Origin of the sequence: Neisseria sp. P0008.S010, assembly GCF_051962715.1 — a bacterium.
GTDB lineage: Bacteria > Pseudomonadota > Gammaproteobacteria > Burkholderiales > Neisseriaceae > Neisseria > Neisseria elongata.
Genome location: NZ_JBQCVA010000049.1, coordinates 1 through 16,677, shown reverse-complemented (window position 1 = coordinate 16,677; position 16,677 = coordinate 1). Strand labels below are relative to the sequence as shown.

Here is a 16,677-nt window from a genome sequence, read left to right as displayed (position 1 = left end):
GCAGCCATACCGACATCAGCGCCGGCCAAAGCCTGACCGCCCATGCGGCAGAGGGCCTCAACCTGTTTGCGCAAAGCCAAGGAATCAAAGTACAGGCCAACCAGGGTGCAGTCACCGTACAGGCACAGAACGACGAATTGCAACTGAATGCGTTGAAGGACGCAACGTTAACCAGCAGCGCGGGGAAAATCGCCATAGCGGCGAAGGAAGAGATACTGATTACCTGCAAAGGGGCGTATATCAAACTGGCGAACGGGGAGGTTGAGATCGGGAGTCCGAAGGTGGTGCGGGTGAGGGCGCCGTTGGTGGTGGGTGGGCCAAGTAGTTTAAGCCAGATGTTTAATGAAATGCCTAAAACTCAATTCGATCAGGAAGTAATTGTTACTACACCCGGAGGCAAACCAATTGCCAACCGCAAATTCATTCTAACCCGTGCCGATGGCACCAAAATCCGCGGGGTAACGGACAGCAACGGCAGCACGGGAATCCAAAAGAACGATGCCGCCATGGAAAAATTTACCCTTACCCTTCTACCCAAGGACGAAAAAAAATGAGCGAAGAAAATATCAGACTAAGCTGCACATTGGATAAAAACGGCAACCCTACCGCGCAGGCCAGAATGACGGCTACCGATGACAAACAGAAATGTCAAATAGAAATAGCCCGCTGTATACCGATTATGTTTGTTCCCGGTATTATGGGTTCCAACCTGCAATACCGCGACGGCTGGAAGGACATAGCGGATAAGGCGGAGGCAAACGAAAAAAGCGAACAAGCGGAGGCCAAGCCCTTCGATGGCAAACAAGATGTTGATGCTAATTGGGAGTATTTGAGAAGCAAAGAAGTAGAAGATTCATGGATGCCGCCCAACAGTACGATGCAGCAGATCGATGCCATATTTACCGATGGCTTCTTCCGTTCTGCTCAGGAACGTCACAAAGAAATACATCATGACCTGACGTCGGTCAGTTGGGAAGGCGATATCGATGAAATTCCCAAAACTTGTCTGAAAATTACCTACAGCGAAAAAAGGAGGCAAGACATCCTAAAGCACGGCGAGATAGCGCACGATAGAAAACTGAAGCAGCTGCAAAAATACCGTCTGCCGGACGATCCACAAGTCATTGCCGAAAAGCAACGCTATGCGGCATGGAGAAAATGCTGGGAGGAAAACAAACCTAGCAGAAAGGAACAGATTAAGCAGGAACTGCGCTTTCGCGGTTGGGGTACGGTCTACGCACTTTTTTTTCATGATTTTTTGATTTTTTTGGAAGAAAACCTGAATAATCTGGCAGAGGCCATCCGAGAGGCTTCCGACCGCAAAAATTGCCAATTGACCGATCAGGACTACATAAACTTCGTTAGCAAACATAAAGAAAAACAGCCTTGGCAGGGCGTATTGGCCAGGATAGACCGATACATCCTCAAATCCTCGGCCACCCCGCCCGCAGAAGGCCGGGGGAAACCGCCGAAAGAGCGGCCGCTGTCGAAAGAACCGTCCAGCGAAGCGGCCCGCCGGCAGCTGGCCGAATGGCTGAAAAAGGCCGTGGACTACCAATATCCGGTCTATGCCTGCGGCTACAACTGGCTGCGCGATAATTCCGAGTCGGGAAATGAATATGCTCCGAATTCGCTGGAATATTTGGAATCCAGCAAAGAAAACGGAAACAACTATCTTTTCGGCCCCAGCGACCTCAACAGCCGCATCGATCACGCTTTGAAAGAATGCAAGGCCGAACAGTTTTTGATTGTCAGCCATTCCATGGGCGGCTTGGTTACCCGCGCCTATGCGAAACAGGCAACCGGCGACGCTCCGAAAAACACCAAAAACGGCGACAAACTCTGCGGCATCTTCCACGGCGTGATGCCCGCCACCGGCGCCCCCGCCTTTTACAAACGCCTGAAAGCCGGCTTCGGCGACGAGCCCAACCCCTGCAACTGGAAATGGTATGACTATATCAACCCGTTAAGCTACGTGAAAATGGGGCTAACCTCCTTAAAAGACGGCGCAGTTGCAAAATTATTGGGCTCGACTGCACGCGAGACCTCGCCCATCCTGCTCAACGCCCCGGGCGCCATGCAACTGATGCCGTGGCCGAACTACCGCCCCCTGCGCGGGAGCAGCGTCGCCGAAACCGCCCAAAAGGCTGCCCAAGCGGCCCCCTCCGGCAACGGCGGTGCGGATCCTCACGCCTGGCTGGATATTTACGACCAAGACGGCAAAACCAAAATATGCAGCTTCAACACCGAAGACATCTATCAAGCCTACAACGCATGGTACGGCCTGTGGCCGACGATGCCGAAATCGGCAGAACAAGAAGGAGGGGACGGCAATCAGAAAAAAGCGGTCATAGAAAAAGCCCAGCCCGAGCAAATCGACACCATCAACTTCAACCCGACAGGCGGCAAAACGATTTTTCAGAAAGGCAAAACGGATGTTGAGATTTTTGAAAAAAATTTGTCTCTTGTAAAAGAGTTTCAAAACAAACACGCCGCCTACTACCTGACCGAAGACGATAAAACCCGCATCGGCTATTGCGACAGTGGCGACCACCTCAGCTGGGATACCATCAGCTGGGTGTGCAAACAGAAACTGCCGCCGGGAACCGACAAGGAAACCCTACGCAAAGAAGCCAAGCTGTCGGACAAGAAGGATGCCTCGGGCGAACACGGCACGGTAGAAATCGTGCTGGGCACAGGACGCTATGAATTTGCCCTCAGCCGGAAGCAAAATAGCGACCACGGCGATGCCACCGTGCCGTCGGCATCCGGCGCCGCCCCAATCACGCAGGGCGTCTTCAAACAGGAGGACGTCCTGACCACCGGAGGCAAAAATACCGGCGGTTACGAACACTCCACCGCCTACGATGCCGAAGAATTGCGCAACGATGCCTTGTTCGCCATCCTCGAGGCCGTCTTCAAACGGGCAAAAACCGATTAATCCCTGTCAGGAGAATCCCATGAAACACACCGCCCCCATCCTGTTGGCCGCCCTGTTGGCCGCCTTGAACCCCGCCGCATCGGCAGAAAGGAAACCCGCCATGACCTCCCCCATCATCGACACCGCCTACTGGACCGAACAACCGTATTGCAGCGGCCGCTACCAATTGCGCCTGCCCGCCGTCCGCCGCCACAGCAGCTCGTGGATAGAATACAACGGCTGGAGTGTGATGGTATTGTTCAACGACTGGGCACGGCAGATGCAAGACATCCGCAAGTTCGAACGCAGCGGTTCCTACGGGGCGACTAATATCTTTATCGGCAGCCGCACCCTGATTCCCGGCCGGGCCGTGATGTTTGCGACACATTTAGGGGTTCATTGGGATAATCTCATCGGAAACCGGGGCATGCCCTATGACACCAACCTGATATTCAAGCTCGATAAGGACGATGCCTACATCGTCAGTGGACATTTCTATGTCCCCTCCAATAACGGCAAAGAACCCGCCAACTGGAAGGCGAAAGAAAAAGAAATGCTCGACGGCATGGAGAAAAAATACCGCGCCGACTTCCTCAAAGGCCTGCGCGAACGGCAGGAATACGAAGTGCCGAACCAAAGCGGCATCTGCCTGATTCGAGGCTTCATCGCCGACGACGGCGGCAAACCCTTCAAAGCCAACACCGCGGTACGCTTTGCCAAGCAGACCGACATGCGTCTGGAAATGCTGCACGGCGCGGTATTGCAGCCCGGCGAGCCGACCCTGCTCGAACGCGACCTCGTCTCCGAAAAAAGCGCGCTGGCCAAAATCTTCAAAACCGCCGGCTACCGCACCATCCGCCAAGGCAAACGCGACATCAACGGCATGTCCGGCACGGAAAAGCTGATCAAATGGCAGGGCAACAAATACATGCTGATATGGGAACGGGACGGCGGCGACCCGCGCATCATGATGAAATTCGGCGCGGACCGTGCGGAAGGGACGAGCCGCAGCGAAGCCGAAATCCTCGCCATTTGGGACACCGTACTGCCGACGTTGAAGCCGGTTAAATAAACAATACGGATGGGGAGGCCGTCTGAAAAACGAAACCGCCCGCCGCAAATGAAAGGAAACCTCATGACCCGCAGCCTCCCCCTCATCACGGCACTCCTCCTTTCCGCCGCCGTCCCCGCCCGGGCCGCAGGCAGTCTGCCCATCATCGACACCGCCTACTGGACCGAACAACCGTATTGCAGCGGCCGCTACCAATTGCGTCTGCCCGCTATCCGCCGCCACAGCAGCTCGTGGATAGAATACAACGGCTGGAGTGTGATGGTATTGTTCAATGCATGGGACAGTCGGATGAATACTTGGAAAAACATTCAAAAAAGCGGGCGCGACGGCACCGACCGCTTTGTGGATGCCCGCACCCTGATCCCCGGCCGGGCCGTGATGTTTGCGACACATTTAGGGGTTCATTGGGATAATCTCATCGGAAACCGGGGCATGCCCTACGAAACCAACCTGATATTCAAGCTCGATAAGGACGACGCCTACATCGTCAGCGGCTATTTCTATGTCCCCTCCAATAACGGTAAAGAACCCGCCAACTGGAAGGCGAAAGAAAAAGAAATGCTCGACGGCATGGAGAAAAGGTACCGCGCCGACTTCCTCAAAGGCCTGCGCGAACGGCAGGAATACGAAGTGCCGAACCAAAGCGGCATCTGCCTGATCCGCGGCTTCATCGCCGACGACGGCGGCAAACCCTTCAAAGCCAACACCGCGGTACGCTTTGCCAAGCAGACCGACATGCGTCTGGAAATGCTGCACGGCGCGGTATTGCAGCCCGGCGAGCCGACCCTGCTCGAACGCGACCTCGTCTCCGAAAAAAGCGCGCTGGCCAAAATCTTCAAAACCGCCGGCTACCGCACCATCCGCCAAGGCAAACGCGACATCAACGGCATGTCCGGCACGGAAAAGCTGATCAAATGGCAGGGCAACAAATACATGCTGATATGGGAACGGGACGGAGGCGACCCGCGCGTCATGATGAAATTCGGTGCGGACCGTGCGGAAGGGACGAGCCGCAGCGAAGCCGAAATCCTCGCCATCTGGGACACCGTACTGCCGACGTTGAAGCCGGTTAAATAAACAATACGGATGGGGAGGCCGTCTGAAAAGCCGATACCGAAGTTTCAGACGGCCTCTTGGCAACGGAAGGCCGTCTGAAAAAAAGCTTTGCTTGTGAGGCCGGGTTTCCGCACGGCAAAGACGAAGCTGCCGTCCTGCCAAGCCTTATTCCCGGCTTTCAGACGGCCTCTGCCTAAATGCAGGCCGAGACCTTTGCAAAAATAGTCTGTTAACAAAATTTGACGCATAAAAATGTGCTAAAAATTTTTCAATTGACTAAAACCTTTCTGGTATTGAGAAAAAAGTAGAAGAAATCAGGGAGGTTCTTCATCTTGAAAATGGTATTGAGCATAAAATTTTAATAACTCATGTTATTGCAAAGGTCTCAGGCCGTCTGAAAAGAGATAGGGTCGGATATCGGTATTGCCACATGGCAAAAGGCCGTCTGAAAGCGTATTTTCAGATGGCCTTTGTATCGCTTTGTCAGATGCCCGGCCGGATATTTATAATTCGGTTTGGGGTGTTTCGATGATATTGGAAAGTGGATTTGCCATATTGGGGAAAAGATAATACGATGCCCGGGTTTGGACTTTAACTAATTAGTTTATTGGTTTTAATATGTATTGGACGATACCTGAAATTCCTGACACTCTGGCCCAACCTGCAAAAAGGACATGGGGCAGGCCGGCGGTATGGATAATTGCCTTGGCAATATGTTGTTGTATTTCATTGATATGGATTTTTTGGCTGAAAGGGGGGGTGTGGTATTCGCTGCTTTTCCCCGGGATTTGGCTGGCGGCCTTTATATACCGGTTTATTGTATCGATACATAAAGGCACAGCAGAAGAAGCATGGGAGTTGGAGAAAAAGAAAATACATAACAAATGGGTTGAGTGGGCCGCAAAAAAAGTAGCTTTAACGGATGTATATGTCGGCTTGCCGGAGGGTATTTCCCTGCGGGATGTGGTTTGCCAGGAAAAGGATGCTTACCGGTTTGATTGTGTTTCTTTTAATCGAAAGGACGATATATCAGACACTGTAGCTTTTGCCGATGATGAAGTGGAAAAAAATATTTCGGAAAAACTCTTCGCTTTAAGGGATTATTCCGAAAAAATAACGGTTCATCTGCATGCATCGGATGAATATGTATATGAATATTGGCAGAATAAACTGGCAGAAATGGCGGAAGATGTCGGTATGGGGAAATCGGGTTGGTCAGTACTTCCTTTACAGAAACCGGAGGAGTTGATAGACGAGTGGTTTGATAAGAACGAATCCGAAGGTATTCATGCCGTTTTATCGGTTTGGCTGAATCGGGATGTGGACGAAGCGGAGTTTACCGAAACTGTGACGTGGCTGGTTTTTTCCCCGCCTCATTTGGCAAGAAGGACAAAACTGCCGGTTTGGGCGTGGCTGCAACGGCCGGTCTCGTTTGATGAGGGTAAACGATCTCAGGCATTAAAACACTATACAAATTACGGATTAAACGGGGATGCGGTTGATGCTATATGGTTTCTGGCTTCCCGGGAAGATACACAAAAGTATATGGACGATATTCAGAATGCGGGAGGAAGACTGCATAGCGAAAGAGACAAATTTTTGTTGCATACGCCCGGTTTGTACATGGGTGCTATGCCATCCGGCAACTCATTGTTCTTGTTAGGTTTGGCCGCTGAAAATACGGCGCAGAAGCATCAGTTGTTTGGTTGGGAAACCGATAGCGGTTTTTACTTGGGCCGGTTGAGTCAGGCTGTAGGGCTAAATTAGTTAGAAATGTTTTTCAGCTTGGTTCTGATGAAAATAGATGATATTGGAGAAAATGATGAAAGGGATTATTAGATTAGGAGATGCCACCACGCATGGCGGCATGGTTATTCAAGCATCTTCCGAAATGGTTGTCGAAGGCAAACCGGCAGCTTTGGTCGGCGATTTGGTCAGCTGTCCGATTCCGGGACATGGAACGAATCCGATTATTGAAGGTAGCCAGTATATGTTGTTCGGAGGCAGGTCGATTGCAGTTGATGGCTGTAAAACCGCCTGCGGGTGTTCTTTAATCAGCAGTATGCCAAGTGTTGGAAGCGATTAGGTAAAAAACCAAGAGGGGAAAATATCCCCTCTTGGTTTTTCTCTAAATGATTAAATGCTAAGCTTGATAGGCTTATTTTTTTTCTTTGGGCATTTGGGAAACTAAAGATAAGTTTACATCCAAGCCTTCGATTTGGAAGTGAGGGCGGGCAAACAGGCGGACTTTGAAGAAGCCGGGGTTGTCCTCGATGTCTTCAACCAAGACTTTGGCTTCACGCAAAGGATGTGTTGCCTGCAACTCGTCGCTTGGGTCTGTCATTTCAGTAACTAATGTATTGATCCAAGTGTTCAATTCCAGTTCAAGCATGCGACGGTCTTTGGTTGTACCGATGTTTTCGCGTTGGATCAGCTTGAGATAGTGAGCCAGACGGGAAAGCAGGAAAACGTAAGGCAAACGGGCATTGATGCGGCTGTTTGCCGTTGCTTCTTTGGTTTCGTAGAGCGCAGGTTTTTGTGCTGAGTTGGCCGAGAAGAAGCAGGCGTAATCGCGGTTTTTATAGAAAGACAGCGGTACGAAGCCCAAATTGGCAAATTCAAATTCGCGGGTTTCGGGAATCAGGACTTCGGTAGGGATTTTCACTTGATTGCCGGTACCTAAATCATACATATGGATAGGCAAGTCTTCGATCAGACCGCCGGCTTGAGGTCCGCGGATTTGAACGCACCAGCCATTGTTAATAAAGCTGCGAACCATGTTGGCAGCGAAGGCAAAGGATGCGTTTGCCCATAAGTAACGGTCGTGTTCGGTGCCCTTAACTTGTTCTTCGTAATTGAAGCTGCGTACAGGAACCGTATCACTACCGTAAGGCAAGCGGGCGAGGAAGCGGGGCAGGGTCAGGCCGATATAGCGCGCATCATCGGTTTCGCGGAAGCTTTTCCATTTGATGTATTCGGCACGGTCCATATAGTTCGCCAAGTCCTGAATGCCGGCAACTTCTTCCATGCTTTCTTTGCCGAAGAAAGATGGACCGACAGAGCCGATGAATGGCATGTGTGCAGAAGCGGAGACGCGTGAAATATTGCGCAGCAAAGCCATATCTTGCGGGCTGCGGTCAAATTCGTAGTTGGAGATGACTGCGCCGATAGGTTCGCCGCCCGGGGTGTCGTATTCATTGCTATAGGTGTGGCGATACAGTCCGCTTTGGACGATTTCAGGCGCATCTTCAAAGTCTTGAATCAAGTCTTCTTTGGAGACGTCGAGGATTTCGATTTTAACGTTGTGACGGAAGTCTGTACGGTCAACCAAGAATTTCAGACCGCGCCATGCAGATTCGATTTTTTGGAATTCTTCGTTATGGAGGATTTCATCTAATTGGCGGCTGAGCTGTTCGTCAATGCGTGCGATATGGTAGTCTAACAGGCTTTTGTCGAGGCGTTCTACTTTTTGAGATGAGTCTTGAATCATCTTCAAAAATACGCTGACAGCTGCTGCGATGCGCTCATCGGCAGAGGCTTCGGACATTTTTTCGGCGCTTTGGAACTGTTCGATGTCGATGACGGAGTCGACGGCGTTTAAGTTGATTTTTTGACACAGCGCTTCATAAACGCTGGCGGTGTTTTCTTGTTCTATAACGGTTGCTTGGGCTTCTTGGCGTTTTTGCATATTTTAAATCCTTACGGGTGTTTTCAGACAACCTTGTGTTTTATTTGTTAACAGGTGCAATTTTCTCGAGACGGTCGCGCAGTTCGGCAGACAGATTTTCGTCACGCAAGATGGTTTCCAGTTCGCGACGGAATGCCGAATCGTCCAACAGGTTGGATTTCAAGTCACGGAGCAGGTTGCGCATAGCCAATAAAGCACGCAGCTCGGGAACATTTTGTGCAATTTGTTCCGGGTGGAAATCACGCATAGATTTGAAATTCAAATTGATGTTCATCTCGCCGCCGACCGGGGATAGGGTGTTTTTCACAGTCAGGTTGGCTTTGGGGTTGAAGTCAGATAATACGGAGTCAAAGTTGTTTTTGTTGATATTGACTTTTTCTTTTTCGGCAAGGTCGCGTTTGTCTTGACCATTGCTGTAATCACCGGTGACTAAAAGCTTGAGCGGAAGCTCGACTTTTTTCTGTGCGCCTCCGGTATGGAGGTCTAGTTTGATATTGATACGTGAAGGTGGAACTTCGTTTTGGAAACTTTTGCTCACGGCTAATCCTATTCTCTGCTATATGTTGAAGGGAAAATCTTTTGTTTCAAATGAAATATAAATACTAAATTTCGATATATCTCTATCTAAATAGTATAAATGTTAGGTATACTGTTGTCTATTGCATTCCAAATTTATCTGACAAAAGGTATTTAAAAGGTATAAATAGTGAAATTTCATAAACCATTATGGGAAGAGGGGGTCTTGCTCTCTCCTCAGCATTTCCAACAACAAAATATTTTTAATAGTTATATTTACTCAGTATTAATAAAATTGATGGGCGAATTCAAGTGGGGATGTTTTCGTTGCGAGTTCGATCAGCAGACTCTTGAATTAGGAAAAATTAAATTGAATGAGCTTCAGGCCTGTCTGCCTGACGGAACTCTGATCGACTTGCAGTCGGGTAGTGGCTCTGTTGAAGTTCGTGACATTAATAGCTTGCCTATGAGAGCGCGAAATACAGTGCTGTTGGCTCTCCCGGTTTATCAAGCTCACGTACCGAATCTGGTGGATGAAAATGGGGCTGGAAATACCCCTAGACGGTTTGTGAAAAAGTTCGAACAAGTTGAGGATTTATTTTCCGCTGAGGAGGCAGAACTTGCCGTTGAGCAATTAAATTTACAAATTCGTTTTGATTTCGAGGATAATGACGATTACATTATATGCCCCATTGGCGTAGTGGAGAAAAACGAGAATGGGGCATTGATTTGGTCTAAAGACTACATCCCTCCATTATTGTCGATTACAGGTTCGGAAGTTTTACTTTCATGTCTGAATAGAATCACTTTACTGGTGTTGTCCCGTATAGATAACTTATCCGCCCGCCGCCGGGCGCGTAGTGAAAATACGGTCGATTTTTCTGTGTCTGACTCGACCTTGTTCTGGTTCTTGCACGGATTAAATACGATTTATCCTGAATTGAAACATTTGAATGATTACCCGCAGCAACATCCAGAGGAGCTTTATAAGCTCTTGGTTCGTTTACTTGGTATGTTGTACACATTCAGGGTAAGTGAATCTGTGAATGAGATGGAATCATACGATCATTTTGATCTGTTTGGAACCTTCAACCGTTTGGAGTTAAAAATCCGCAGTTTGTTAGATGAAGTCATTCCATCGCCTGTCATCGAATTGTCGTTAGAACATACAAAATCTACACATTGGCGAGCTCAGATATTTGACAGCAGAATTGATGATAATGCGGAGTTTTATATCTCGGCACATTCTGATTCCGTTGTTTTTGCTGAATTGCAGAAGCAATTGCCATTGGTCAGCAAAATCGGTGCTCCTGAAGACGTGGAACGCGTTATCAATACGGCAGTAATGGGAGTGCCTTTGCAGTTGTTGAATCAAACCCCTCCTGGTTTGCCGTTCCGAATGGATAATGTTTACTTCAGATTAGACAAACGGCATGTGGCATTTTCAAGAATGATGCAATCGCAGGTATGTAGTATTTATGTTCCAGCATCTATACCCAATTTACATTTAAGCTTGTTTGCAGTAGTGAGTATTTAACATGAACCATAATCCATTGATTCGAAGTGAATTAAGAGATACTGCTTTGACCGTATCCGCATTATCGGCAGGTTTTAGCCCCGAGCATGCCTCAACATGGTATGAGTATGGCAAAACTTTGGTAGAAAATTTAAGAAAAAATTTAGCAAGCTCTGGACGCAGTGCTGAGGAGATTGAGGAGATTTCTTATGCGCAGTGTGCGCTTTTGGATGAGGTCGCACTGCAGAATCTGCAAGGAAGTGATCGAGAAGTGTGGGAAATGAATCCCATGCAAGTACATTTCTTCCAATCATACAATGCGGGCGATGTATTGTGCGACAAAATTGAAAAGCTGTGCAAAGCAGGCAGTGCTAATTCTTTGATCGCTGAGGCATATTTGAGTGTAATCAATTTAGGCTTCAAGGGGCGTTATATTTTAGATGAAATGGCTCTCCAAAATTCACAAAATAGCTTGAAAAAAATGGTTGCCGGATTGTCTGGCAATGCGGTAACTCAAGATGGGCAAATATTCTATGTTGATCGTAAAAGCATGTCTCTTAAGAGTTTGCTGACGATTAGTCCGATATGGGTATTTATCTGTTGTTTTGTTATTGCAGTAGTAGCTTATTTTGCATTTGGATACTATCTGGATACTTTGGCTGAACAAACTCAAGCATTATAAATTTAGAGTAATTTCATAATGACTTATCAAAAGCTCTCGTCTTTCATTATTTTTATAGTAGTTGAGCTTATACTGTTTTATGTATTGGCAATATATTGGCAAGCTAGTTGGATGCTGAAAGGCGGTATTCTAGCTTTGTCATTTGTTGCTATGTTTTGTGCTTGGGTAATTAGGCAGCGTAAGAACAAGGAAAATATCAGTATCGGTTCAGAAGTTTGGCAGCAAATTGCGACAGAATTAAATAATACTGGATTTACTGGGCGTTATGTTTTGCGTATGCCTGATTCTGCAGTGAAGATGTCGAATTTAGTCGAGAGATATGATGACACAGCATATATAAATATTTTTAATCCAGAACATTTATATACTGTAGTTTGGAATCTTCTTCAGAATATAGCCCGTAAACAAATCTCACTCAGCATAGAGCTTGTGTTGTCTCCTGCTATAAATGCCGATGTGTCTATGGTTATGCGGGGGTGGTTGCGCAATATATTGTTTTTGCAAAAAAAAATGGGTATATCTATACCTGTGAATTTCGTTATTCGTGTTCCCTTTCTTTTCGAAGAGTTTTCAGATAAAAGAGAGCTATTTTTTGTCTTAAAAACTCAAGGTAGATGGAATGTATTAAATATTAATCAGTTTTTTACTGATTTTAAAGAAAGTTTGTCTATTGAGTTTTTACAGCAAAATAAACAATCAAACGGCTGTCAATATATATGGCTGATTGAAGCACTCAATTGCGTCGAGGAGCAATTGTTGAATCGTACAGATGGTGGATGGGAATATGTCGATGTACGCAGCTTAAGCGTAGTTGACGATGGAGACTGCCAAGCCAAATCAGTATGGGCAACTTATATTTCTAAGAATACGCAAGGGTTAGTCCATTCTTTTAATAATTATCAAGGTAATCAATTTCAATATATTCATATCGGATTGCCAGATAAATATACCGTTTATCATAAAAATCATACTACTGATATACTTTTTAAAGTATTATCCGTCTGTGCATTAGGTTTTTTATCTGCATTATTTTTCTCTATGAAAAACAATAGCCGTTTGATAGAACAAATTAGTCAGCATATACAAAATGTTCAGTCTGAAGCAAATTCAAATGAACGGCAACAACATTTGGTATTGCTAAAGCAGGATTTGCAATTGCTTGAGAAATACCGTGATGAGGGTGTACCAGCACATTTAGGATTAGGGTTATATCGTGCGGATTTATATATTCCAAAGTTAAAAGCCTTGATGCCAAAAGATCCTCCACCTCCAAAACCGATAAAACCGGAACCTGTGAAACCAGTAGTTATTACTTTGGACAGCTTGGCTTTGTTTGAAACAGGTCAGTTTGAACTAAAAAATAATGCCAATAAAGCATTGATTGGTGCATTAAAAGCAATTGAGTCACATCCTGATACACGCATTTTAGTTGAAGGACATACTGATAATGTTGGAAACCCTGTTTCTAATCAACAATTATCAGAAAAACGTGCTCAATCAGTTAAAGATTGGTTGGTTATCTCTTCTAATGTTCCGGAGAGTCGGTTCGAGGTTAAAGGATTGGGTGATACCAAACCCATTGCAGATAATCAGACGGAAGAAGGTAAGGCTAAAAACCGTAGGGTTGAGATCATACTGATTCCGGCTGTAAAGCAGTAACTCTAATGCAGCACAAGTTGCTTTAAGCCTCAAAACTTAAGGCGTTTTCAATAAAACTAAGGAGTAAAAATATGGCAATTCCTGCTTATATGTGGTTGAAAGACGACGGCGGTTCCGTTATTAAAGGTTCTGTTGACGTCAATGGTCGCGAAGACAGCGTTGAAATCGTTGAGTTTCTGCACAATGTCCGTATTCCTACGGATGCCAATACCGGCAAACTGACAGGTACTCGCGTTCACGAACCTATCGTATTGTTCAAAGAATACGATGCTTCTTCACCATACCTGTACAAAGCAGTAACAACTGGTCAAACTTTGAAAGAAGTAGAAATCAAGTGGTACCAAATTGATGCTTCCGGTCAAGAGAAAGAGTATTTCAATACCAAACTGGACAACGTTAAAGTTGTAGCAGTAGGTCCTGTAATGCACAACATCAAAGATCCTGCTCGCGAACGTTACAATCACTTGGAACGCGTTGAATTGCGTTATGAAAAAATCACTTGGACTTATAAAGACGGAAACATCATTCATTCCGACAGCTGGAACGAAAGCCGCGCTTAATAATCCACATAAAGTGCTGCCTGATAAAGGTAGCACTTTTTTATAACACCTTTTTACATCAGGGGCATCAAATGTCTGTGCATGATCAAGCATTGTTATTACGTCGTCTGAACACGCATTGTCAGCAGGCGATGGAAGCTGCAGCCGGCTTATGTCAAACACGAGGTCATGCCGAAATTACGGTTGACCATTTATTTATCAAATTACTCGAACTAGGGGATGGAGACGTTAATGCTTTGTTGAGGCGTTACGAAATTGATTTAGAAAATATTTGGAATCCTTTGTTGAATACGATGGACAAACTTCCACGCAATGTTCGTGGTAATCCTTCTTTGTCTAAATCATTGATTAGTTTATTGTCGGATGCATGGTTGTTGGCAAGTGATGAAGGTGCATCTGAAATCCGTTCGGCTTTCCTGTATCAGGCATTGTTGAAATCTCCTTACCGTCTGATGACGCAGGAAGCATGGCCCTTATTAAGCCTGACTGAAACACAGATAGGTCGTCTGAAAACTTGGTTGGACGAAGTTTCTATCGAAGGTGAGAATAATACATTTGCGCAGCCGGCTTCAGAAGAAGGTCAGCATACAGTTTCAGCGGAACCTAAACCCCAACAAATCGCTACAGCAGGACAAAACGATGCGCTTGCACGGTTTACTGTTAATTTGACTGAAAAAGCCGCTCAGGGCGGTATTGACCCTGTATTTGGACGCGAAACCGAAATCCGTCAAATGATGGATATTTTATCGCGTCGCCGTAAGAACAACCCTATTTTGGTTGGCGAACCGGGTGTCGGTAAAACTGCATTGGTAGAAGGTCTGGCATTGAAAATCGCTTCGGGTGAGGTGCCTAAGATATTGGAAAACACCCAAGTATTGGTGTTGGACTTAGGTCTTCTGCAAGCGGGCGCGGGTGTGAAAGGCGAATTTGAACAACGCCTACGCAATGTCATCGAGGCCGTTCAAAATTCTGAAGAACCCGTTTTATTATTTATCGACGAAGCGCATACCTTAATCGGTGCCGGAAACAGCGCAGGCGGTGCGGATGCTGCCAACCTCTTAAAACCAGCTTTGGCGCGGGGTGAGTTGCGTACTATCGCAGCGACAACATGGAGCGAATACAAACAATATTTTGAAAAAGACGCTGCATTGGAACGCCGTTTCCAAATGGTCAAGGTTGACGAACCTGATGATGAGGCTGCGTTCACAATGCTTCGCGGTTTGAAGCAACGTTATGCCGCTTACCATAAAGTCCATATTCAGGACTCCGCCGTCATCGCAGCCGTACAACTTTCCCGAAAATATATTACCGGCCGCCAACTGCCGGACAAAGCCGTAGATTTGTTGGATACGGCAGCCGCACGCGTTCGCATGAGTTTGGATACCGTGCCTCATATTTTCGGTTTGATGGATGCCCAAATTTTTTCACTGCAACGCGAGCTGGAGGCATTGGATGCCGACAAGCAATTAGGTCGTCTGAACGCATCGCAGCAAGATAACATTCGACAAGTTGAGCAAGAGATTGCCCAGTTGAATGAAGAGCGCGAGGAAATGAACCGCCGATATCAGGAAGAAAAACAATTGGCGGATGAAATCCAATCCTTGATGGAAGCTGCCAAGAATACAGAATTGACTTCCGAAGAGCGACAAGCCGCGCAACACAGTCTGACCGAGAAACAGCAGCAACTTGATGCCGTTGTCGCCGGCAAACCGCTGATTTTCACCAGCGTTGATGAAACCGTGATTGCCGATATTATTGCTGACTGGACGGGTGTCCCCGCAGGCAGCGTTCTCAAAGACGAATTGGCAAACCTGCTGCAACTGGAAAGTTTGCTTGAGAAACGCGTGGTTGGGCAAAGTGAAGCCATTCATGCTATCGCGCAAAGTTTGAGAGCCGCTAAAGCCGGTTTGAAAACCAACGATTCCCCATTGGGCGTATTCCTGTTGAGCGGTCCGTCCGGCGTAGGTAAAACAGAAACGGCACTCGCTTTGGCAGATGCACTGTTCGGCGGCGAAAAATCGCTGATTACCATCAACCTGTCCGAATACCGCGAAGCACATACCGTTTCCCAACTCAAAGGTTCGCCTCCGGGTTATGTCGGTTATGGCGAAGGTGGCGTTTTGACCGAAGCAGTACGTCAGAAACCTTACAGCGTCGTATTATTGGACGAAGTAGAGAAAGCCCATAAAGACATTCTCAATCTCTTCTACCAAGTATTCGATAAAGGCATGATGCGTGACGGCGAAGGTCGGGAAATCGATTTCAAAAATGCCGTTATCCTGATGACGTCAAACTTGGGTGCGAACGAATTGACCCAATTGCTGAAACCGCAAGAGCCTGAAGAAACAGAAGAAGCTGTTGCAGAAGAGGGTAAAGAGCAAAACGCGCAAGAGCAGATTGTGGACACTGAAGTCGAACTTTCTGCACAAATGCCGGATAGCTCCTCTGAAAACGCTAGCGTTTCAGACGACCCTGTTGAAACCAATGAAACACCTGAGTTCAGTTTGGAAGAGTTGGCAGAAGCTATTCGTCCGATACTGACAGACCATTTCCAAGCCGCGCTGTTGGCGCGTATGCAGGTTGTTCCTTATCGTCCGTTGGAAAAAGAGGCATTGGCTCAAATCGTCAGACTGAAGCTGAACAAAATTGCTGACAGACTGTACGAAGCCCATCAAACACGCCTCAGTTACAGCGAAGATTTTGCAGCGCTTTTAGCTGATTCTTGCACCACCGGTGACAGCGGTGCGCGCAATATCGACCATTTGCTCAACCGCCAAGTCATGCCTGCCATCGCGCAAAGCTTTTTGCAATGGCAGCAAACCGCAGGCCATATGCCGGAGCGTGCGAGTTTGGAGGTTGGAGAAGAAGGCATAGACGTCTTGTTTGAATAAGACTGTGTTTAAAGGCCGTCTGAAAGAGATTCAACAAGTTTGGTTACCTTTCAGACGGCCTTTCCACCACCAATCCCCTCCACTTGACCGCCCACCCCCGTTCAAACTACCATACCC

13 protein-coding genes are annotated in these 16,677 nt (G+C 47.1%); 11 read left to right on the top strand and 2 right to left on the bottom strand.

Annotated elements, in window-relative coordinates; all coding sequences use genetic code 11:
• The 6 genes from ACTHSL_RS10560 to ACTHSL_RS10535 form a co-directional block, all read left to right on the top strand.
• The coding region (locus ACTHSL_RS10560) for a DUF2345 domain-containing protein (RefSeq protein WP_440381372.1) at positions 1-554 on the top strand (554 nt) is incomplete at its 5' end.
• Positions 551-2,941: an esterase/lipase family protein gene (locus ACTHSL_RS10555; RefSeq protein ID WP_440381371.1), complete on the top strand. Its 2,391-nt coding sequence runs from the start codon at positions 551-553 to the stop codon at positions 2,939-2,941. The genes ACTHSL_RS10560 and ACTHSL_RS10555, both read left to right, overlap by 4 nt.
• A 19-nt stretch (positions 2,942-2,960) precedes the next feature.
• A complete protein-coding gene (locus ACTHSL_RS10550) occupies positions 2,961-3,992 on the top strand; it encodes a T6SS immunity protein Tli4 family protein (protein ID WP_440381370.1) in 1,032 nt (343 codons plus the stop codon).
• 63 nt (positions 3,993-4,055) lie between these two features.
• Positions 4,056-5,069 (top strand): T6SS immunity protein Tli4 family protein, encoded by a 1,014-nt coding sequence (locus ACTHSL_RS10545; protein WP_440381369.1) that lies wholly within the window; start codon positions 4,056-4,058, stop codon positions 5,067-5,069.
• Positions 5,070-5,666: 597 nt separating this feature from the next.
• The gene (locus tag ACTHSL_RS10540; RefSeq protein ID WP_440381368.1) at positions 5,667-6,815 is read left to right on the top strand and encodes a hypothetical protein; all 1,149 of its coding nucleotides are present in this window, start codon (positions 5,667-5,669) and stop codon (positions 6,813-6,815) included.
• Positions 6,816-6,867: 52 nt separating this feature from the next.
• Complete coding sequence (locus ACTHSL_RS10535) at positions 6,868-7,134, top strand: PAAR domain-containing protein (protein WP_440381367.1); 267 nt, start codon at positions 6,868-6,870, stop codon at positions 7,132-7,134.
• 72 nt (positions 7,135-7,206) lie between these two features.
• Here ACTHSL_RS10535 and tssC read toward each other — a convergent pair whose 3' ends face one another.
• Together tssC and tssB are read right to left on the bottom strand one after the other, a co-directional pair.
• The gene (gene tssC / locus ACTHSL_RS10530; protein ID WP_440381366.1) at positions 7,207-8,736 is read right to left on the bottom strand and encodes a type VI secretion system contractile sheath large subunit; all 1,530 of its coding nucleotides are present in this window, start codon (positions 8,734-8,736) and stop codon (positions 7,207-7,209) included.
• A gap of 40 nt (positions 8,737-8,776) precedes the next feature.
• A complete protein-coding gene (gene tssB, locus ACTHSL_RS10525) occupies positions 8,777-9,274 on the bottom strand; it encodes a type VI secretion system contractile sheath small subunit (protein ID WP_049230278.1) in 498 nt (165 codons plus the stop codon).
• A gap of 168 nt (positions 9,275-9,442) precedes the next feature.
• On the opposite strand from tssB, the gene tssK reads away from it, so the two are divergent.
• The 5 genes from tssK (at position 9,443) to tssH (ending at position 16,560) form a co-directional block, all read left to right on the top strand.
• Positions 9,443-10,789: a type VI secretion system baseplate subunit TssK gene (tssK, locus tag ACTHSL_RS10520; RefSeq protein WP_440381365.1), complete on the top strand. Its 1,347-nt coding sequence runs from the start codon at positions 9,443-9,445 to the stop codon at positions 10,787-10,789.
• 1 nt (position 10,790) lies between these two features.
• Entirely contained in the window at positions 10,791-11,450 is a 660-nt protein-coding gene (locus ACTHSL_RS10515; protein ID WP_204813358.1) for a DotU family type IV/VI secretion system protein, read from the top strand.
• Positions 11,451-11,468: 18 nt separating this feature from the next.
• Positions 11,469-13,109, top strand: a complete 1,641-nt coding sequence (locus ACTHSL_RS10510; protein ID WP_440381364.1) for an OmpA family protein — start codon at positions 11,469-11,471, stop codon at positions 13,107-13,109.
• Between the two features lie 71 nt (positions 13,110-13,180).
• Positions 13,181-13,669, top strand: coding sequence for an Hcp family type VI secretion system effector (locus ACTHSL_RS10505; RefSeq protein WP_003760091.1), 489 nt, complete (start codon positions 13,181-13,183; stop codon positions 13,667-13,669).
• 71 nt (positions 13,670-13,740) lie between these two features.
• Entirely contained in the window at positions 13,741-16,560 is a 2,820-nt protein-coding gene (tssH, locus tag ACTHSL_RS10500; RefSeq protein ID WP_440381363.1) for a type VI secretion system ATPase TssH, read from the top strand.
• Positions 16,561-16,677 lie beyond the last annotated feature (117 nt).